The organism is Enterococcus sp. AZ171, assembly GCF_051714005.1.
Taxonomy (GTDB): domain Bacteria; phylum Bacillota; class Bacilli; order Lactobacillales; family Enterococcaceae; genus Enterococcus_B; species Enterococcus_B pernyi.
In genome coordinates this window covers 490,615-511,647 of sequence record NZ_JBIORA010000001.1, presented here as the reverse complement: position 1 = coordinate 511,647, position 21,033 = coordinate 490,615, and the positions used below count along the sequence as shown (strand labels likewise).

Sequence of the window (21,033 nt, the reverse complement as noted above, 5' to 3'; positions counted from 1 at the left end):
GTTATTTTCCTCCTAGATTACTCCGAACATGACGGATCTTATAATGGAATTGGTCTGCTCTGGCGACACTATCTGTGTATTCGATGATCTCGTTTTTGCTATTGAAGGTCGTCCGTTTCAAATGTAAAATTGGTGCCCCATCGCATATATGCAGTAATTCGGCATCATTTGCGTAAACAATACTGGCATAGAATTCTTCTTCTGCCACTTGGACATGTTGATCAAAATCTTCCAGAAAAACATCATACAAAGGCTTGCTTTCCAAAATCGGCAAATCAAGGCCAAGAAACAGTTTTGCTGGTAAATAAGACCGTTCAACCATCAAAGGGACATCATCCGCTAAACGTAGCCGCTTGATTTTGAAGATTGCTTCTCCTAGATTGAGATTCAATCGTTCAGCCAACTGCTTTGTCGCTGCTTGTTTTTCAAAAGCTAAAATAATCGTTTTCGGTGTACGCCCCAATGCCAACATTTCTTCTGTGAAGCTGTAAGCACCTGCTAAACTCGCTGCTTGATGCGATAAGTCACTGACAAACGTTCCTTTTCCATGTTTTTTATAAATATAGCCAAGTGTTTCTAATTCCTGCAATGCTAATCGAACCGTCGTCCGACTCACACCATAGTACAGACATAACTCCCTCTCAGACAGCAATTTATCATGCGGGATCATTTCTGCTTCAATTCGTTTCTTTAGTACATCAACTAGTTGATAATATAACGGTTTCCCTTTACGAGAATTTTCCATTTCTTTACCCCTTCCAACTGGTTATAACCACAAGACAATCGTAAAGTAATAATAACTACCTGTCAACATAAAAATCGCTTAAAAACCGCTATATAACAACGTTTTAACCAACTATATATAAAAAAATTTAAATACCTCGAAAATACCACTTAAAATAAAAAAACAGCATAAACTTCATAAAAAGAAGCATAAGGCTTAGCCTTAAAAAGCTTGTTTATCCTAGAAAATTTATAAAATAATGAACAAATCCAACGGTTCTTTTTCTTGCATTCCGCTAAATTCCAATGAAAAATAACAAAAAAAAAGAAACACTTCATTTCCCACGTCTAGGCGCTCAAAGTGTTTCTCTTTTGCTATTTCAAGATGACTAATCAACTAGCGACTAATCTTATTTTGCCAAGAAGAAGCTGTCTTCCTCAATACTCCATTTAATTCCTCAATGTTGTTTCTCCCTTGTTCAGCTAGCCATTTTATTGCTGCCTGTCTCCCTTGATCCACAAAAGGTGCCACACCATCTGCCCATGTAGCTCGCCCACATAAAACGCCATTGAACGAAGAGCCAGCGTTTTTGGCAAAATGCAACGTTTCTTGGAATCCTTCGGCACTGACACCTGCACTCAGAAAAATAAACGGTAAGTCAGTGGCTTGGCTTTGCTCGATAAACAAAGCGGATGCTTCTTGCTTGGAATAAATGATTTCTTTTCCAAAACCTTCAACATAAGTCATATTGACAGGTACTTCTACCTTCAAGACATCTACGTTGAACCTCGGCTCTGAGAAAATCTTCATCATTTCAATGACTTTTTTCGGTTTGATCTTGGCATATTCTTTGGAGGTCGTATCTGGGATCGTTGCATCATAAGATAGCAATTCTAAAAAGAAAGGAAGATCTTCCGCCAGACATTCTGAACCGATTCTTTCTACATATGCCTGTTTCCGTTCATTGACTTCTTCGCTTTCGTCTACATCATAGTAAAGCAAGAATTTGCAGCCATCTGCTCCAGCTTCCTTTAGTCTTTTGGCTGACCAAAAAGCTAAGTTATCTGGCAAACGTCCAGGTATCGTTGTATCATATCCTGTTTTCTCATAAGCCAACAATAGTCCAGCTGTCTTAGCGCGTTTTTCAGCAGCGGGCAACCCATATTCTGGATCTAAAAGAATCGAAGAAGCAAAAGGTGTCAATTCTTCGGACACGAGTTCTTTGAAATGGATCAAATCATCCACTTTGACCTCCTCTTGGTGTCTCGCCATCATTTTTTTCAATACGCCTCTTTGGTCAATCGCTAAAGCCCCGATGATCCCGTCTGGATTACTCATGTTTACCAATGCTTGGTATTTCCCCTCTGATACTTTCCTCATTTTTTCAACATCCCCTCTAACTTAGAATCAATCAAGCCAACAATTTCTTCTTGAGTGGAAGCAGTGATAAATGCTTGTTTAAAGCCTTCATCCATCAACATTCGTGCCATTTGTGAAAGAAGCGCCAAATGACTGGTTCCTGCTTCTGCAGCTGGAATAAACAACGCAATCACATACTTGATCGGTTGACCGTCTAAACTATCCCAGGCGACTGCATTCGTTAATTTCAAAATAATGATCGTTGGTTCTTCTATACTTTCACTTTTCGCATGAGGGATCGCAAAGCCATCCATCATACCAGTCGTACCTTCTGCTTCGCGTTGTTTCAAGCCGATTTCGACCGCCTGTTCATTGGTCGCTTTACCTACCTCAACGATTTTTGTTGAAAGAAACGCAAACACCGCTTCACGAGTATTCGCCGCCACATTGGTATAAACAAATAAATTTTCCATCAAATGAATCCTCTCCCTTTCACACACTCAGTGACTTTCTTTTTTGAACCAAGCCTAGTAATACTCCCCCTACAATAGAACCAGCAAGAATCGCAAGAATCCAAAGTAAGCCATGCGTCACTACTGGTAAAACGAGAAATCCGCCATGGGGTGCCGGTACTTGCACGCGAAAGAAATAGGTCAATACAGCGGCGATCGACGAACCAAGCATCATGATTGGCAAGACACGAAGCGGATCTTTTGCTGCAAAAGGAATCGCACCTTCCGTAATATGTGTTGAGCCTAGAATAAAATTTACTAGACCAGCATTCTTTTCGTTTGGCTCGAAGTATTTCCCAAAAAGCAAGACCGCAAAGCCAGTAATCAACGGCGGAGCAATACAGGCTGCAGAAACTCCCGCCATAAAGCTAGTATTTCCTTGTGCTAACAGGGCAGTTCCAGTAACGTAGGCTGCTTTATTGATCGGCCCCCCCATATCGAATGCGCACATACAACCGACGATCACCCCTAATACTAAAGGACTTGAGTTTTCAAACCCTGCTAGAAAATCCATCATTCCTTCATTGATACTAGCCATCGGTCCTGAAATGACTGTCATGATCAATCCAGTAATCAATACCCCTAGTACGGGATATAAGAAAATTGCCTTTAAACCATCTAGTGTTTTAGGCAAAGGTTGTAACGCTTTTATTAATCCCAATACCACATATCCTGCCAAGAAACCTGAGATAATTCCACCTAAAAAACCTGTACCACCGTCTGAGGCAATCAATCCGCCGACAAACCCCACAACCAATCCAGGACGTTTTGCAATTCCTTCAGCAATAAACGCGGAAAGGACCGGCACCATCATACTCATTGCAAAACCACCGATTCGATTCAAACTCGCAGCAAATTCATTGTATTGCGCATTGGCAGGATCGGCAGAATAAATCCCCCATAAAAAAGAAATGGCGATCAAGACTCCCCCACTGACAACAAAAGGCAACATGTGGGAAACACCATTCATCAAGTTCTTATAGATGCTGTGACCAACACTCTGTTGTGCATGTTGTTTTTCCTTATCTCCTTCTGCCATTTCGATTTTTTCAGAAATCACTCCTTCACCGTTTAAAGCCGCAGCAATCAATTGATCGGCTTCTTTGATCCCTTTCGAAACAGAAACATCAATGATCCGTTTCCCGGCAAATCTTTCAGGCTGAACATCTTTATCCGCCGCAATAATCACTGCTTCCGCTTCAATGATTTCTTGATCTGTCAAACGATTTTCTACCCCTACTTGCCCATGGGTCTCCACCTTGATCGTAATGCCTTTTTTCTTTGCTGCCTGTTCCAGTGCTTCTTGTGCCATATACGTGTGGGCGATACCTGTGGGACAACCAGTTGCAGCAATTAATCGATATTTAGCCATTATCTGAATTCCTCCTTATGAATGGTGATTTGTTTTTTCAACTCTGCGACATCGGTAAAATCAGTCAATCCTTTTTGAAACGCAGTCGAGCTACCCGCAGCTAAACTGTCCTTGAAACAATCCGCACTATTTTCTTCTTTGATCAATCCTGCCAGAAAAGTGGCTAGGAGTGTATCCCCGGCGCAAGCGGTATTAACGACTTTTCCTTGCGGGGCGTTTCCTGTCAAACAATAGTTTTCGTTCACATAGATCCCACCCGCTCCACCTAATGACAGCAATACATTTTGTGCACCTGCGGCTAATAGTTTCTTGCAATAGTTTACATATTCCGTTTCTGCTATTTCTTCATCAAACCATTCTGCCAATTCCTGCTCATTCGGTTTCAGTAAAAATGGTTGATACTTTAGACATCGTTTAACGATTTTAGCACTCGTATCTAAGATCAAGCGCACTTGATTCTCATGACAGATTTTACTGATCATTACTAAGATTTCTTCTGGTACACCTCTTGGCAGACTCCCAGAAACACAAAGATAATCTCCAGCTGACAAATGACTGATTGTCTCAAGCAATTCTTCCATCGCTAACTGGTCGATTTCTGGTCCACGATTGACCAATTTATATTCACTTGATTCCTCATTCACTTGTGTAAATACGTTGATGCGAGTCATTCCGGGTATAGAAACAAAATGAGCGTCGATTCCTTCCTTCGTCAAGCATTCCTCAATATAAGCCCCAGTAAATCCTCCGCTAAAGCCCAACGCAGTATTTGGTATCCCGAGTTTTTTTAAAATCAATGAAACATTGACACCTTTCCCATTTGCTTGGATATCATCATCGATTGAGCGGTTCACGACATTCGGTTTGAGTTGTGCCACTTCAATAAACAGATCAATCGCCAGATTCATCGTACATGTATATACGTTAGCCACCTGTATCCCTCCTCACTTTATCTACAGTATGGTCTGTTTTTGGATGTACATGTTTTCTAAATAAGCAAAATTTTAGGTAAATGTTTACAAAATAAAACTCATCTAAGTAAGGGTTTACATCAATGGTAGAATAAAAAGAAAAGGGGGAGGACTAAATGGAAACTAAATTAAGCGAGGCAGAACATTTTTTATGGGAGTATATGATGAATCACATCCAAGAAATCCCAAATCTATCAATTATCAAACTAAGCGAACGAGCCAACGTATCCACCACGACCATCGTTCGTACCATGAAGAAAAAAGGGTACGAAGGCTATACTTCTTTTAAGCATCATTTAAAGGAAAAGAAGAATACCACCATCAATTTTGCTACGGTCGATAAAGTAGATGAAGAAATAAAAACCTCTATTCTAAAAAACGAACAGGAAGTCGTGCGTACCATCAATCTATTGGATACAGGGGTAATCGAAGATGCGATTCAAAAAATCTGGAGTTCACAAAGAATCATTATCTTTGCCAGAGGATTTTCAGAAATGATTGGAGAAGAAATACAAACAAAATTCCAACTACTCGATAAGTATTGTGTCCTTCATACCGATCCAAATATCATCAAAACCGTTAGTCGCAAATTGCACAAAAAAGATGTCGTTCTTTTTATTTCCTTAAACGGTGAAACAGAAGAACTCGTAGCAGCAGCGGAGAATTGCTACCGCGAGGAAATCAGTTCGATCCTGATCACCGCCTCACGGGAAAGTCGCTTGAACCGATTAGCAGAATTATCTTTGATCGGCTTCAAATCCGAAATCTCTTTTTTCCCTGAATATGAAGTCCGCTCTCGCCTGCCACTTTCTGTGATTGCGCGGATCTTGCTGGATTCGTATGCGATACGGGTGAAGAAGGGGGATTGAGGAACAAGTATAAGAAGCATCAATCACCGAAAATGTGAAGTTTTTTCGGTGATTGGTGCTTCTTTACGAAAGAGTTCATTCAATTTTATTTACGTTTGATTCATGACGTTCATCTACATTCATGTCTTGTCATAATGCCAAAACAAAACAAATAATCGAAACTACAACTGTCAAAACAAATTCAACCTTCACTTCCGTTCCATATGTTTGATTCGGTAGATAGATGGCTTTTCGTTCCAATTGATAAGGAATTTTAGGGCGGTTGGGTTGAGCAGACTCAATAAGTATTGATAATAAAATCAGTGTGAAGTAAATAGTATTTTGCTGGGCCGCAAAATAAATACTTGAAGCTAATAAAATTAAACTAGTCCCTTTGAGTATTCTAGCGTAGGTCATTGTTATCTCTCCATTCTATTCTTCTTTTATTTGTAGATTTTCTGTCCTGTTTTCTAACTATTTTCTATTATTTTTATACCTCCATGAGGTTGTGACAGAAGTGTCTAGCTCCGAGAAATAAGCCGAGAAAAACGAAAATTGTTCTTCAAATTTTTGGATTTCTCGGCTTATTTCTGAAGGAGTTACTTCTGGAACATCGTTTATTAAGTTTAAGGTTAGAAACAAAAATGAATTTTATTTTTGTTCCCAATCACTAGATAGGAGGTGAGAACAATTATTTGACTCACTCGGTTCACCTTCTCTAAAATTCTCATACGATCGATACTTTTATGTATTCATTTTTATTACTAACTAAATAGATGTGGTTCAAATTATTCCTGTTACTAAAAATGATACAATTCTAATTCCAAAATGGAGCAAATCATAAGAACTAAAATCGTGGGAATCAGCGCAAACACCACTTCCGTTCTAGATGTTTGATTCGGTAGATAGATTGAATTTTTTCCCGATTTGTAAGGAGTTTTAGGTTGCTCGGATTGGGTATATTCAATAAATAGTGATAGCATAATCAGTATGGTATAGATCGTATTTTTCATTGCAGCAAAATAGATGCTTAGCGCCAATAAAACCAGTTGGATTATTTTGAATATTCGAATGTAGGTCATCTTTCATCTCTCCATTCTATGTATAAATAGTAACCGATCCCTCTCTACAAATATATATACGTAAAGCACTAAAATATTACTTTAACAAATTAAAATAACTTCCATCTTAATCATATCAAAAAATATCAAAAAAAAATTATTACATTCCTAAAAAGCTGTTTTAACAGCATAATCGTCAACATTTCCCTTCAACCCAAACAACTCTTACGAATAAATAAAAAAACGGAACAACAGGCTGAATGTTTCCATCCACCTGTTATTCCGTATTTACTATTACTTAAATTTAGTTTTTACTCCACAAATGGCTCTTCACCTAGTGCTTGTTGTGCCGCTAAGTTTAGTAAGCTCCATTGACGGTCGTGTCCTGGTTGGAAGAAGAAATCTGCTTCTGCCAAGTCTTCGATCGTTAATTTTTGTTGGATTGCTAGTGCTAAGACATTGCCTTGTGCAGTGATGTCCTTCGTTGATAAAACAGCGCCACCTAGCAATTGGTGCGTAAATGGATCATAGGCTAATTGTACAGCTGCTTTTCCGTTCCCAAATTCTTCTGGTACGAATTTTGGACGGATCGTATCTTCATAGAAGGCTGTTTTGATGGCTACGCCAGCGCGATCAGCTGTGAAGCTGTTCAAGCCACTTGCAGCAAAATGATAGTCAAACACACGTAACGCAGATGAGCCGACTAAGCCACCAAATGGTTTGCTTGGTGTTTGTTCAAATAAGTGTTGAACGACATAGCGTGCTTCTCGACGTGCAACTGTTGCTAATGCGATCGGCACTTTTTTGCCTGCTGGGATCGAATAAGCAAGTGTTGCATCTCCTACTGCATAAACATCAGGTAAGTTTGTTTGTAGGTATTCATCTGTGATGATCCAGCCACGTTCATCTAAATCAACGATGCCTTTCAACCATTCGGTATTCGGTTTGACACCAGCAGCTTGGATGATCAAATCTGTTTCGATCGTGCCACTGTCTGTTTCGATGGCTGCGACTTTACCGTCACCTGTGAAGGCTTTGATATTCACGCCAGTTTTGATGTTCATGCCTTTTTCTTTTAAGTGCGCTTCTAAGATATCTGTCATTTCCTTATCTAAGTAAGTACCTAAAGGACGATCGATCATATCTAATAACGTTACTTCTTTCCCTGCATTCAAGAAAACTTCTGCTGCTTCGATCCCGATGTAACCTGAACCGATCACAGCTACTTTTTTCACTGCTGGGTCTGTCATGCGTTCTTTGATTTTCGTTGCCCAATTATAGCCACGCATCAAATATACATTTTCTAAGTCTGTTCCTGGAACAGGTAATGAGTTTGGTTTAACACCTGAACTCAAAATCAATTTATCGTAAGCATACTCTTCTGTATGTCCATCTTCTTTACGTGTAACTGTAACTGTTTTTTTATCTGCATTGATTGTGTTTACTTCGTGGTTATTTAATATCGCCACATTTGGTTGTGGAAAGTTTTCCGGTCTGAAATTACGGACATCATTCACACTAGTGACTTGATCCTCTAAATATAATTCCATGCCGCATGACATAAATGAAACATAGTCGCCTGCTTCAAACAAGGTGATATCCACATTTTCTCCGTATCTAGATAGTAATTCTAAAATGGATTGATGCCCTCCATGTGATGCACCGACAATAATTACTTTCGTTTTTTCCATTGACAAAACCCTCCTCATAACAATTGTTTAGAATCATTCTAAACAATTTTACGATATCATTCTAAGAATAATAATGCAAATGAAAAGGCTTGCCTAAAAATTTTATTAGTTATTTTAATATTATTTTTTTAATTGTGCTAAAAATGTGCCGATACGTTTACACGCTTCTTGTAGGTCATCCATCCCACTTGCATAAGAGATTCGGATAAATCCTTCACCTTCCGGTCCAAAAGCTGAGCCAGGGATACAGGCAACCTTACCTTGTTCTGCGAGTGCTAAACAAAAATCCCACGAATTCATCTGGATTGTTTCTGGTAAGCGACAGAACAAATAAAACGCACCATCAGGTTGAGAGATTTGAAAACCTAATTCCGTAAGTTGCGGCAATAGATAATCTCGGCGTTCGACATAGCGGGCCTTCATTTTTTCCCCTTCGTCCATACTCGTTGTCAAGGCTTCGACCGCAGCTTTTTGAGAAATCGTTGTGGCAGAAGTAACTAAATATTGGTGGACCTTGATCAATTCATCGATCACTGGTTTTTGAGCAAAGAGAAACCCAATGCGCCAACCAGTCATGGCATGAGATTTAGAGAGTCCATTCACGACGATCGTTTGTTCAGGCAAGTACGTAGCCATCGAGACATGATCTCCCACGTAGTTCAACTCCGAGTAAACTTCGTCACTGATGACAAAGACTGGGTGCTGGCTTAAAACTTCTGCAAGTTTGCTCATTTGCTCCGCAGATAACAATGTTCCCGTTGGATTACTTGGGTAATTCAAAATCACAGCTTTGATTTCGTCTCCGTATTTGGCAAACGCCTCTTCTAGTTGTTCTGGCTGACAAATAAAGCCAGTGTCTGATGTATCGATCGTGATCAATTCGGCGCCTGCTAGATCAACAATTGGTTGATAGCCGGGATATGCAGGTGCTGGGATCAATACTTTATCCCCTTCTTCTAAGACCGCTAATAAAGCTGTCGCGATCGCTTCTGTGGCACCGATCGTTGTTAGTACTTCCGTTTGCGGATCATAAGAAAGACCGTAACGTTCTTTTTGGAAGAAACAAGCTGCTTCACATAATTCTGGTAAACCTCTCATCCCGGTATAATGAGAATAGTTTTCTTTGATGGCTGTGATCCCTGTTTCTTTGACTGCTTCAGGTGTTGAAAAATCTGGCTCACCTAATGTCAATTTGATGATGCCCGGAATGCTTGAGATTTGCTGATCGAACATACGGATCTGCGAGACTTCGATTTTAGCCAGCCTTGGATTAAAACGATGGTGTAGATTCATAGACTTCTCCCCTTTTGGTTACTATCCTTATTTTTTCAGAAAAGTTCCTCGGTGTAAAGGATTGTTTGGTACCATTCCAATCCTTTTTCTAAAACAGCCATGTCGAAATCAAAGGTGGCATCATGCAGGGCTGGTGTATCACCTACACCTAAGAAGAAAAAGACACAAGGATAGTGTTCCGTATAAACACCAAAATCTTCTGCTTGTAAGACAGGCTCAGCCAACTCATGTAATAACTCTGAGTGGGCAAGTGCTGCATACAACTGTTCATCGTTACGTACAGCAGGATACCCATCGTTATAACGAAATGAGATTTTCGCTGGGGAAGTTTGTTGGAATTCTTTTGCTAGTCGTGCTAGTTGCATCTTTAAGTCCGTTTGGGTCTTACGACTGTATGAACGAATGCTGCCTGAGATCACGACTTCATTGGCTAAGACATTGCGGATCGTCCCACCTGTAATCTGACCAAATTTCAAGAGATGTTCAAGGTTTTCTGGCAGAGATTCATCAAAGTCATAGACTTGTTTCATAAAACGCACAGCTGCTTCTAGACTGTCGATGCCTTGACTGCTTGAGGCGATATGCGCAGATCTGCCTTGGACGATGATATCTGTTTCACTACTTTGCGCCATCAACGCACCTGGTCGTGAAAATACTTTTCCTTCTGGCAAGCCTGGCCATAAATGAAAACCAAAGATTGCCTGTACCTTGTAATGTTCCAACCACCCAGAACGGATCACACTATCTGCCCCGCCAGCAATTTCTTCTGAGGGTTGAAAAATCAAGACGATATTGTGCCGCATCTCTTGACGGTGCGTGGCAATATAATCGGTCAATCCTAAGAGCATTGCCATATGACCATCATGTCCGCAGGCGTGCATGAATCCTGGGTGTGTAGACGCAAAAGGTAACCCTGTGGCTTCAGTGATGGGCAACGCGTCGATATCTGTCCGAAAAGCAATCGTTGTGTCTTGTTGCTGATCAAAATAAACCAACAAGCCTGTCTCATCGATTTCATGGATCACGCCACCACAGTTTTTGATTTGTTCGTAAAGGTATTCTTTCGTTTTAAATTCATGAAAGCCAAGTTCAGGAATTTGATGTAACGCCATTCGGTGTGTTGCCAACATGTCGCCTCACCATCCCTTCATAGATTCCTTTTACCACGGTTTCATATTGTGTATTGGGTACGCCGATGATCAAATTCAACTCTTGCGCACCTTGCGATAAAATCGAGGTCCTGATTTCTAACTCATTCAAAATCGATAATACTTTTCCAGAAAGTCCAATTGGTTCCTTATGTGGGCCACCTACAACAGAAATCAAAGCCAAGTCTTCGATGATTTCGATTTCCTCTACGCCTAATTCCTCACGTAATTCTTTCGTGATCAAAAACAATTTATCCATGATCAATTCCGCCGAAACGACGACACCGATATTATCGATGCCAGAGGGGATATGCTCGATCGAGATGCCATGTTTTGCAAAAATACTCATGGCTTTCCAAATAAAACCGATCTCGTCTGACATATGTCGTTTGAACAAGGTGATTGAAAGAAAGTCTTTTCTTCCTGCAATTCCCGTCAATCCATTTTCTTTTTCGACTTCATGATTTGAGATTTTTGTTCCATGATCATTCGGTCGATTCGTATTTTTGATTTGGATCGGGATATCAGCTTCTTGTACAGGAAAAATCGCGGATTCATGCAAGACATTGGCACCCATATAAGCCATTTCTCGTAATTCACGGAAAGAGATCTCTTCAATGACTTTCGGTGAGTCAATGATTCTTGGGTCTGCCATCATGATGCCTGAAACATCCGTCCAATTTTCATAAAGATCTGCCTGTAAGGCACTTGCTAAAACGGAGCCGGTAATATCACTGCCCCCACGACCAAGTAATTTTTCTTTTCCTGCTGGGTTGGCACCATAAAATCCTGGGACGATCAACTTTTGGTGTTTCTGGTACATCTCGCGTACTGCTTGCTCTGTACGCGGAAAGTCGATGCCTCCTTCATAATCAAAGTAGATCAGCTCACTTGCGTCTGCAAAGGTATACCCTAAATATTCCGCCATCAATTGCGCAGTCAGATACTCCCCACGACTGACTAAATAATCGATCGTCACTTTTTCCTGTTTTAGATGTGTTTCGATCGTGGTTAATTCTTTTTCAATCGGAAAGTCGAGTGACAGAAGATCCCTAACTTGAATAAAACGTTGTGTGATCCGTTCCCATAGTGGCGTCCAATCAACCTTATGTTGAAGATACGCATGGATCAAATAGAGTAAATCGGTCACTTTATCGTCTTCATCGGTTCTTTTTCCTAAAGCGGAAACGACAACGACTTCTCGATTAGGATCAGCTAACACGATCTCACGGACTTTACGGAACTGTTCTTCATGAGACATCGAGCTTCCACCAAATTTTGCGACTTTCATGAAAGGACCTCCTCTTGTAGAAGCGCCAAAGCAATTTGCACCGCGTTAGCCGCAGCGCCTTTGCGAATATTGTCAGCCACGGTGTAAAAGAGTAAGCCATTTTCAACAGAGAGGTCGCGACGAATACGCCCAACGTATACTTGGTCTGTGCCTCTTGCTAATGTACTTGTGGGATATTGGTGTTCTGCTAAGTTATCGACAACCAAAATCCCTGGAAACTGACTGAAGCAAGCACGGATTTGTTCCAATGAAAATTCCTTTTCTAACTCAACAGCAATCGAGACACCATGGCCATTTTCAATCGGTACACGGACACAAGTCGCAGATACAGGCAAATCTGGTTGATGCAAGATTTTTTTCGTTTCATTGATCATTTTTTGTTCTTCTTTGGTATACCCATTTTCCATTGGGCGATCGATTTCTGGAATGACCGTTTGACTGATGTCATGGGGATAAAAAGTTGCTGGTTCACCATTTTTTGTCGCCTGTAGATCAGCGATCCCTTGTTGCCCTGAACCTGAAACAGCTTGATACGTCGTGTAATTGACACGTGTCACACCAAAGGTATTCTGTAGTGCTTTCAGTGGTAACACGGACTGGATCGTCGAACAATTTGGGTTGGCAATCAATGGATCTAACGTATGATCCTCTAGATTTACTTCAGGGACGATCAACGGGATCGTAGGATCTTCTCGCCACGCTGAAGAATTATCGATGACTACTAAGCCGGCTTGACGTGCAATTGGGCCAAATGTTTGAGACACGGATGCTCCAGCTGAAAAAAGCGCCAAATCATACCCAGAAAAAGAAGTCTCAGTCAGTTCTTCGACAACATACTCTTTTCCCTTAAACACAGACAGACTCCCCGCAGAGCGTTTGGATGCTAAAAGCTTGAGTTTTCCTACTGGAAAATCGTACTCCTCTAATACTCTTAACATAGTTTGACCGACTAATCCCGTCGCTCCGACAATACAGGTATCTATTTCGCGCATGTTTTTCATCCTTTCTTTGTCTACAATTCTCTTAGTGCTGCAATCAATGCGGTATTTTCTTTGGTTTGATCATCTTTTATTTTTAATACACGTGCCGGTGTACCACCAACGACCGTCTCAGGGGCAACGTCTTCTAAAACGACTGCACCTGCTGCGACGACTGCATTCTTTCCAACACGAACGCCTTCGACGATCACTGCATTCGCACCAACTAATACACCATCTTCGATCACTACTGGTTGAGCGGAAGCTGGCTCGATGACTCCAGCTAACACAGCTCCAGCACCGATATGACAATTCTTACCGACAGTCGCACGTCCGCCTAGGATTGCTCCCATATCGATCATGCTATGATCCCCGATCTCAGCACCGATGTTGATCACAGCGCCCATCATGATCACTGCTTGATCGCCGATGGTCACTTGATCACGAATGACAGCGCCTGGTTCGATGCGAGCGTTGATGTCTTTGACATCCAGTAAAGGAACTGCACTGTTTCTAGCAGTTTGTTCTAGTTCGATCGCTAAGATTTTTTCCGCTTCTTTTTCTAGTACCGGCGCGATGTCTTTGTAATCTCCAAAAACGATTGGACTATGCACTTCACCAAATACTTTCGCATTCGGAAACTCGACAGGTTCTGATACATTTAAATAAACTTTGACTGGGGTCTTTTTTTCTGCTGTTTGAATAAAACGAATGATTTCTTGTGCGTTCAACTTAGGCTCCTCCTCTAGGTTCAAATAAATCTTCTAATTGATATGAACCGGCTGACTGCTCGGCCAACCAGATACTTGCTTGAACTGCCCCTTCTGCAAAAATTCGATTTGAAAAGGCTTCGTGCTTCACTGAAAGAACTTCATCTTTGGTTGCAAAAAGGACTTCATGTTCTCCTGGAAAAGAGCCTGCACGTAGGCTATGGACACCGATTTGTTGGTCTTCTCGTGATTTGTCCGCCCATTGATAGACAGGCGTCAGCTCTCGAACAGATTGTAGTGTTTCTACTAAGCGCTTGGCTGTGCCAGAAGGTGCGTCTTTTTTTTGGCTGTGGTGTTTTTCGATTAATTCGATCTGCCAGCTGGCTAAGTCTTTAGCTGCTTGTTTGATCAAGCGATTCATCACCATGATCCCTAATGAAAAATTAGCACTGTAGAGTACAGGGATCGTTTGAGCTGCTTGGGCGATTTCAGCAAATTGCTCTTCGGTATAGCCTGTTGTGCCAATCACCAGTGGGACTTGGTGAGCTTTGCTGTATCGCAAGATTTTATCCAAACCAGCTGGATGAGAAAAATCGATCATGACTGCTGGTGTCTGAGCAAACGATAATTCCTCCGTTGCTTGTAAGGATTCGGTCAAACTCAATGGCTGATGTTGATATTCTTCGGTAACTTCTGCAATTCGCTTACCCATTTTTCCACTTCCGATGATCCCTATATTCATGTGCTTGCCCCTCCGTTTTCTGTTAACAGTGCGATAAGTTGTTGCTTTTTCTCCTCGCCTAATTCAATCAGTGGTAGTCTTAATGGTCCAGCAGGTAAGCCTAAATGATTCATTGCTGCTTTCACTGGAATTGGATTGGTTTCACTGAATAAGGCATTGATCAACGCTAAATGAGTCAATTGTTTTTCTTTTGCTGAAGGACTGTTTCCGTTTAAGTAATCATGAACTACTTCATGGACTACTTTTGGCTGGATATTTGCCCAAACACTGATCACACCGATACCACCAATACTTAGAATAGGTAAAATCAAATCATCATTGCCACTGTATAGTGCAAATGATTCATCAATCAGTTGCGCCACTTCCATTGTATAGGACATATCACCAGAGGCTTCCTTGATGCCGATGATTCGTGGATGCTTCGCTAGTTCTGTTAATACAGGTAACGAAATCGTCATCCCTGTTCGTGACGGTACGTTATATAAGATGATTGGTAGCGAGGAAGCGTCTGCGATCGCTTTAAAATGAGCCAGTAACCCTACATCACTCGTTTTATTATAGTAAGGGGTGATCACTAATAATTGGTCTGCCCCAAGTTCAGCAAAGCGTTGGACTTTCTTGACCGTTTTCGCCGTTGCATTTGATCCTGCACCAGCAATCACTGGGATACGTCCATTGACTTTTTCAACGGTGAATCGTACGATCTCTTCCTCTTCCTCCTCAGATAGTGTGGGTGATTCCCCAGTTGTTCCAAGGACCAGTAAGCCGTCTGTTTGTTCTTTCAGATGAAACGCAATCAGCTGCTCCAAGCCTAGATAATCCACTGCACCTGTTTCCGTCATTGGTGTCACTAACGCGACAATCGAACCTTTGATCATGCCTCTACCTCCAAATTTTTATGCCATTCATATGTGGCTGGTCCCGCCATCGTGATCGTTTTATCGCCAGAAATCAGTAAATCGCCTTGCTCTAAATGAATCGTCGCTTGTAAGCCGGAAAGGTAGCCTTGATCTCTTGCGACGACATACGCTGCACAACAACCTGTACCACAAGCTAGTGTCCAACCGACCCCACGTTCATACGTGCGGACGATCAATTCTTCTTCATTGACAGATTGGACAAAATTGACGTTTGTTTTTTCTTTGAATAAGGGATGATGGCAGAGTTTTTCTCCAGTCTCTTTGGTTAATTCAGCCAACGCATCTTCAACAAAAACAACTGTATGGATCGTCCCCATGAATAAACTAGTCAGCTCTACCTTTCGCTCATCAATCGTCAGCGTTTGTTTGATGATAGGTGTTGATTGCGCTACGCCTACTTTCTCTGGTCGGTAGTCCGGCGAACCCATGTCGACTGTGCAATAAAAAGGCTTTCGTGAATGGATTGTCGTATGGATCATCCCAGCAAGCGTTTTGACCGCAAATTGTAGCGCTTCAAGTAATTGTTGATCGCTGACATAATTGGCAAAACAACGGATACCATTGCCACACATCGGCGCACGGCTACCGTCTTTATTGTAGTAGATCATTTCTAAAGGTTCGGTTTTAACAGCAATCAATCCATCCGTATCGTAAGCCGTAGGTGCACATAAGCTTTGAGCCAAATGACTATAGTCGATCGTTTCATCGTAATCTAAGAGAATAAAGTCATTGCCACAACCATTATATTTATAAATCTGCATAGACTTCTCCTCTCAATAGATCCGCATAAGTTTGCCGACGCACGACTTCTCTCGACACGCCATCTTTGACAAAAACAACTGCTGGTCGCAGTGCACGATTGTAATTGCTACTCATCGAATATCCGTAGGCTCCTGTGGCATACACTGCCAGAAGATCACCTGGCTCTGCAGGAGGCAACTGTGTTTCTTGGATCACCACGTCTCCTGATTCACACATTTTTCCGGCAACCGTCACTTTTTCTGTTTTTTCAATGTCTAGTTTATTTGCCAAATCACAGGTATATTCTGCTTGATAAAGTGCCGGTCGAATATTATCTGTCATCCCACCATCCACAAAATAATATTTCTTGTGAGGTGTTTCTTTGATATAGCCGACTGTATAAAGTGTTGTTCCGGCTTCACCAACGATACTTCTCCCAGGTTCAATCAATAAGCGATCGATCGTTAAGTTTCTGTCAGCTAGCGTCTGCTCTGTGTGTGTAACCAGATGTTTGACTGATTCTGCAATTGGTAAAGGTGTGTCCGCTTCGGTATAACGGATACCAAAGCCCCCTCCCAGATTTAAAGAAAGCGGTTGTTGAAAATCTTCAAGGTAGGTAACCAGCTGGTCGATCTCAGCCAGCCAAGCAGTCATATCAAAGATTTGTGAGCCGATGTGGGCATGAAAGCCTTCCAATCTAAGAAATTCACTTTGTTGGATACGTGCAATCGCTTGTTGGCAAACATCGCTATCGTAAAGCATGCCGAATTTTGAATCGATATGTGCGGTGACGATGTATTCATGGGTATGTGCTTCGATCCCTACGTTCAATCGCAACATGATCTGTAGCTTTTTCTGATATTCTCGGCTTAACTCTTCCAAGACTTCGACTTCCATCCCATTATCTGCAACAAAATGGCGTATATCATTTTCAATGGCATATCTTAATTCATCAATCGTTTTGTTGTTGCCATGGAAATAAATATCTTCTAAAGGAAATCCAGCTTGTAACGCGGTATAAATCTCCCCACCACTTACGACATCTAGACCTAACCCTTGTTCAGCAATTAGATGGAGTAATTCTACCGTTTGAAAGGCTTTAGACGCATACAAGATCTTTGTTTGAAAAGAATCAGAATCAAAGTTCAGCTTAAACGACTTTATCGTTTCTTCCATCTTTTTTTCATCATACACATATAGGGGTGTTTGATATTCATTTGCTAATTGACTCACTGGAATTTCGCCGATCGTTAATTCTGTCATTCTCTTTTCCCTCTTTTCAAAAAATTATTTTCTCATCAAATTGAAATATCCTTAGATTATAATTTGAATTTTATTTGAATAATATTAAACAAAATTGTTTGAATTGTCTAGTTTAAATCGCTATTTTCAGCAAAAATGTTTAATTTTTCAATTTTATTGCATACAGAAAACAAAAAATAAAAAACCACTATTTATTTTCACATAATTCTCTTAGAAATAGACAAAAAAACTGACCAATAAATTGGTCAGTTCAGACTGTAGACAAACTCCTAAATTTGGAGTGTTGTTTGCAGTTTTTTTGTTTTATACTCATTGTATAAACTATTCTGGGAGTGATTCTAATGATGAGAAAACAATCGATTGAAGGTAGAAATCAATTTGCTATGTTAACAATTGATGATCTTGTACCTAAAGATCACTTAGTTCGAAAGATTGATGCTGCGATTCAGTTTGATTTCATTTATCCCATTGTAGAATCTACGTATTCGACCCATGGTCGTCCCAGTATTGATCCAGTGGTCTTAATTAAATTAGTATTTATCCAATATTTATTTGGTATCCGTTCGATGAGACAGACCATTAAAGACGTTGAAACAAATGTTGCTTATCGTTGGTTTTTAGGTTATTCATTCGAGGATCCTATCCCGCATTTCTCTACTTTTGGTAAAAACTATGTTCGAAGATTTAGAGAAACAACTTTATTTGAAGACATTTTCTCTCATATTCTAGAACAAGCTGTAAAAGCTGGCTTCGTTACGGAAGACAACCTTTATATTGATTCTACTCATATTAAGGCAAATGCCAATAAACATAAGTTCACAAAAGAAATGACCTACGGTCAAGCTAAAGCTTATCAAGATGAATTAGAAGATGAAATAAATAAAGAACGTATTGCTGTAGGAAAACGTCCTTTTACGTGGACATAGAAAGTGAGTTGAGTCTTCAAAAAATAAGTCATTCAGATCCAGAAAGTGGTTACTATGTTAAAGGTGAACGAGAAAAACAATTTGCTTATTCCGCGCATACTTCCTGTGAAGATAATGGTTTTATCTTATCTACATTAATCACACCAGGAAATGTACATGACAGCCAAGTCGCAATCGATCTGGTCAAACAGTCGAAAAGAGCTTTTCCAAATATAAAGCGTGTTGTCGCTGATGCAGGATATAAGACGCCTAAATTTGTTCATTTTCTGTCACACTTGAAACTCTACCCGATTCTTCCATATACTGTACCTCATGGAGTAAAAGGAATGTTTCGTAAAAAAGACTTTGTTTATGATGCCTATTTTGACTGCTATTTATGTCCCAATAATCAACCGTTGTTATTTTCAACTATCACTCGTGATGGTTATCGAACCTATAAATCAAATCCAAAATTCTGTAGGAGTTGTCCATTACTTAAAAACTGTACTTTGAGTACAAAACATCAAAAAATAGTAACTCGACATGTTTGGGCGGATCTTATGGATGAACTTGAACACCAACGCCATACGGCGTTGAATAGAGAAATTTATAAAAAGAGAAAACAAACTATTGAACGAATAGTTGCAGATGCAAAAGAAAAGCATGGTATGCGTTGGACAAAATATCGAGGTCTCGAAAAAGTCGCCACGCACACGATGCTTACGTTTGCTGCCATGAATTTAAAAAAACTAGCCTCATGGCTATGGAAAGCAAAAAAGCCTATGGCTTTTTATTTCAAATTTCTACAAAGACTAATAAAAAGGAGTTGGCAATTAAGCCACTCCTTTTTGTCTACAGTCTGAACTGACCAATAAATTGGTCAGTTTTTTGAATCATATTTTCCTTAAATCAATTACTTACATAGATTGCTAAAAACATCAACGCTGCACCTAACATGACAAATAGATGCCAAATCACATGGGTGAATCGTCTGCTTTTCATGCTATAAAATAGTGATCCCACAGAATAGGCGATTCCTCCGCCAACTAGCAGTAGCAAGCCAGTCAAATCGATATTCTGATAGAGCTTAGGTAGCACAACGATGATTGCCCACCCCATCACATTGTAAATGATCGTTGAAACTTTTGATACCTTGTTTGTCTTTGTTAAAGTCAAACATTTATAGATGATGCCAATCACTGCTGTCGCCCAAATAACACTTAGCAAAACTAGTCCTGTCGTTCCTTGCACGACTAGCAGACAAAATGGCGTGTAGGTTCCAGCAATCAAAAGGTAGATCGAACAATGATCAAATACCTGAAATACTTTTTTTGCTTTCGTAAAAATCAAACTATGAAATAACGTAGAAGAAAAGAATAGCAGAAAAAGAGAACTACCATAAATCGCAAAAGCGACATAATCTAAGGTCGTATGGGCGCGATCCATCAGCAAATTGAAGCAAAGCAGACTTAACAAAGCTGCAATCCCATGGGTCACCGCATTTAATACTTCATTGACGATCTGGTACTTTCGGCTAAATTCTATCTCCATCTTGATCCACTCCATTTCGTTTGTTCAATTTCATTATACATGAAAGATGTTCTGTTTACAAAAACTTTATCATCTAGTTTCCGAAACTATATTATTTTTTAATAACTTTTGTAAAATATTTTATCATCATGATAAGAAATAGCAACAAAAACACACTGATCAAGCCATTTACGAGTAAAAATGCAGTACGCTTCGCCCGTTTCACTTTTTCTAACGATTCTTTTATTTCTTCTGGTTCAACAGCGACCCTGTGTCCGCGTACTAATAAACGGTGACTGTTGACCATATACGGAGTACAAGTAACCAGTGTGACTAAATCTTGATTTTCTTGGATTTGTAGCGCTTCTGTTTCTGTCGGTGCTACGGTTTTAATCTGATCGACTTGATACGCAAGATACTGTCCATTGATTTCAATATAAAAGTGATCTTCTATTTTTAATTGAGGTAAATCTGTAAACAATTTTGCTTGCGGCAAGCCTCGGTGGCTGGAAAGTACCGCATGTGTCGATTTACCTCCGATCGGGTATGAGGTGCCCTCGAGCAGACAAGCGCCTTTTTCCAATAGTTTCGTCGTTGTTTGATCAAAAATCGGTAAGCTGACATTGATTTTGGGGATCGTCAAAACACCAACGGTATGTGATTCGATATACGATTTCTGAGATTTTTGATCATTCTTTTTTTTCTTGGAAAATGGGTCTGCTTCTGGCATCGCTACGTTTGATGCCAGTTGTTCATTTTTTTTGATCATCCGCTTTTGTAATTCAGCAAGTTCTGTCGCATGTTCAGACTTTGCCTTTTTTTGATAATTTTTGATGATCTGCTGGTCGAGATAATTATTCAACGTATCACTGACAAAAGGATACGCCAAGCTGAGGACACCGATAAAAAATACCGAGAACATGATTAGATCTAACAGACGCCATTTTTTTTGTTTCATTTTATTCTCCTCAGCGA

At 40.4% G+C, this 21,033-nt stretch carries 20 protein-coding genes and 1 pseudogene; 2 read left to right on the top strand and 19 right to left on the bottom strand.

What is annotated here, in order from left to right; all coding sequences use genetic code 11:
* Window position 1: 1 nt before the first annotated feature.
* From IGJ49_RS02400 to pfkB, 5 genes are all read right to left on the bottom strand, one after another.
* Window positions 2–745 carry a GntR family transcriptional regulator gene (locus IGJ49_RS02400; RefSeq protein ID WP_023519107.1) on the bottom strand — a complete coding sequence of 248 codons (744 nt, stop codon included), beginning with the start codon at window positions 743–745 and terminating at the stop codon, window positions 2–4.
* A 375-nt stretch (window positions 746–1,120) separates the two neighbouring features.
* Window positions 1,121–2,104 (bottom strand): tagatose-bisphosphate aldolase, encoded by a 984-nt coding sequence (gene lacD / locus IGJ49_RS02395; protein WP_438722267.1) that lies wholly within the window; start codon window positions 2,102–2,104, stop codon window positions 1,121–1,123.
* Window positions 2,101–2,556: a fructose PTS transporter subunit IIA gene (locus tag IGJ49_RS02390; RefSeq protein WP_062805688.1), complete on the bottom strand. Its 456-nt coding sequence runs from the start codon at window positions 2,554–2,556 to the stop codon at window positions 2,101–2,103. The genes lacD and IGJ49_RS02390 overlap by 4 nt, the downstream gene beginning before the upstream one ends.
* Window positions 2,557–2,575: 19 nt before the next feature.
* Entirely contained in the window at window positions 2,576–3,967 is a 1,392-nt protein-coding gene (locus IGJ49_RS02385) for a PTS fructose transporter subunit IIC (RefSeq protein WP_077152070.1), read from the bottom strand.
* Window positions 3,967–4,899, bottom strand: coding sequence for a 1-phosphofructokinase (gene pfkB / locus IGJ49_RS02380; protein WP_023519103.1), 933 nt, complete (start codon window positions 4,897–4,899; stop codon window positions 3,967–3,969). Before pfkB ends, IGJ49_RS02385 begins: the two co-directional genes overlap by 1 nt.
* Before the next feature lie 155 nt (window positions 4,900–5,054).
* Between pfkB and IGJ49_RS02375 the strand changes: the two genes are divergently transcribed.
* A complete protein-coding gene (locus IGJ49_RS02375; protein WP_010736317.1) occupies window positions 5,055–5,807 on the top strand; it encodes a MurR/RpiR family transcriptional regulator in 753 nt (250 codons plus the stop codon).
* A gap of 129 nt (window positions 5,808–5,936) precedes the next feature.
* Here the strand turns inward: IGJ49_RS02375 and IGJ49_RS02370 are convergent, their stop codons facing one another.
* From IGJ49_RS02370 to lysA, 12 genes are all read right to left on the bottom strand, one after another.
* Window positions 5,937–6,203, bottom strand: coding sequence for a hypothetical protein (locus IGJ49_RS02370; protein WP_438722263.1), 267 nt, complete (start codon window positions 6,201–6,203; stop codon window positions 5,937–5,939).
* A gap of 383 nt (window positions 6,204–6,586) precedes the next feature.
* On the bottom strand, window positions 6,587–6,868 hold the full coding sequence (locus IGJ49_RS02365; protein WP_010736319.1) for a hypothetical protein: 282 nt from the start codon (window positions 6,866–6,868) through the stop codon (window positions 6,587–6,589).
* Between the two features lie 290 nt (window positions 6,869–7,158).
* Complete coding sequence (locus IGJ49_RS02360; protein ID WP_010736320.1) at window positions 7,159–8,538, bottom strand: FAD-dependent oxidoreductase; 1,380 nt, start codon at window positions 8,536–8,538, stop codon at window positions 7,159–7,161.
* A 120-nt stretch (window positions 8,539–8,658) separates the two neighbouring features.
* Window positions 8,659–9,831: a pyridoxal phosphate-dependent aminotransferase gene (locus IGJ49_RS02355; protein ID WP_023519102.1), complete on the bottom strand. Its 1,173-nt coding sequence runs from the start codon at window positions 9,829–9,831 to the stop codon at window positions 8,659–8,661.
* Between the two features lie 35 nt (window positions 9,832–9,866).
* Window positions 9,867–10,961 carry an amidohydrolase gene (locus tag IGJ49_RS02350; protein WP_023519101.1) on the bottom strand — a complete coding sequence of 365 codons (1,095 nt, stop codon included), beginning with the start codon at window positions 10,959–10,961 and terminating at the stop codon, window positions 9,867–9,869.
* Window positions 10,921–12,270, bottom strand: a complete 1,350-nt coding sequence (locus IGJ49_RS02345; RefSeq protein ID WP_023519100.1) for an aspartate kinase — start codon at window positions 12,268–12,270, stop codon at window positions 10,921–10,923. Before IGJ49_RS02345 ends, IGJ49_RS02350 begins: the two co-directional genes overlap by 41 nt.
* Complete coding sequence (locus tag IGJ49_RS02340; RefSeq protein ID WP_023519099.1) at window positions 12,267–13,262, bottom strand: aspartate-semialdehyde dehydrogenase; 996 nt, start codon at window positions 13,260–13,262, stop codon at window positions 12,267–12,269. The genes IGJ49_RS02345 and IGJ49_RS02340 overlap by 4 nt, the downstream gene beginning before the upstream one ends.
* Window positions 13,263–13,282: 20 nt before the next feature.
* A complete protein-coding gene (dapD, locus tag IGJ49_RS02335) occupies window positions 13,283–13,978 on the bottom strand; it encodes a 2,3,4,5-tetrahydropyridine-2,6-dicarboxylate N-acetyltransferase (protein ID WP_019723553.1) in 696 nt (231 codons plus the stop codon).
* 1 nt (window position 13,979) lies between these two features.
* The gene (dapB, locus tag IGJ49_RS02330) at window positions 13,980–14,699 is read right to left on the bottom strand and encodes a 4-hydroxy-tetrahydrodipicolinate reductase (RefSeq protein WP_023519098.1); all 720 of its coding nucleotides are present in this window, start codon (window positions 14,697–14,699) and stop codon (window positions 13,980–13,982) included.
* Window positions 14,696–15,577, bottom strand: coding sequence for a 4-hydroxy-tetrahydrodipicolinate synthase (gene dapA / locus IGJ49_RS02325; RefSeq protein ID WP_019723555.1), 882 nt, complete (start codon window positions 15,575–15,577; stop codon window positions 14,696–14,698). Before dapA ends, dapB begins: the two co-directional genes overlap by 4 nt.
* Complete coding sequence (gene dapF, locus IGJ49_RS02320) at window positions 15,574–16,380, bottom strand: diaminopimelate epimerase (RefSeq protein ID WP_438722258.1); 807 nt, start codon at window positions 16,378–16,380, stop codon at window positions 15,574–15,576. Before dapF ends, dapA begins: the two co-directional genes overlap by 4 nt.
* Complete coding sequence (gene lysA / locus IGJ49_RS02315; protein ID WP_019723557.1) at window positions 16,367–17,623, bottom strand: diaminopimelate decarboxylase; 1,257 nt, start codon at window positions 17,621–17,623, stop codon at window positions 16,367–16,369. Before lysA ends, dapF begins: the two co-directional genes overlap by 14 nt.
* 341 nt (window positions 17,624–17,964) lie before the next feature.
* Between lysA and IGJ49_RS02310 the strand changes: the two are divergent.
* Window positions 17,965–19,391 (top strand): annotated as a pseudogene (locus tag IGJ49_RS02310) (IS1182 family transposase).
* A 46-nt stretch (window positions 19,392–19,437) separates the two neighbouring features.
* On the opposite strand, the gene trhA reads toward IGJ49_RS02310, so the two are convergent.
* Window positions 19,438–20,079 (bottom strand): PAQR family membrane homeostasis protein TrhA, encoded by a 642-nt coding sequence (gene trhA, locus IGJ49_RS02305; protein ID WP_010736330.1) that lies wholly within the window; start codon window positions 20,077–20,079, stop codon window positions 19,438–19,440.
* A 91-nt stretch (window positions 20,080–20,170) separates the two neighbouring features.
* Window positions 20,171–21,016 carry a class C sortase gene (locus tag IGJ49_RS02300; RefSeq protein ID WP_065096265.1) on the bottom strand — a complete coding sequence of 282 codons (846 nt, stop codon included), beginning with the start codon at window positions 21,014–21,016 and terminating at the stop codon, window positions 20,171–20,173.
* Between the last annotated feature and the right edge of the window lie 17 nt (window positions 21,017–21,033).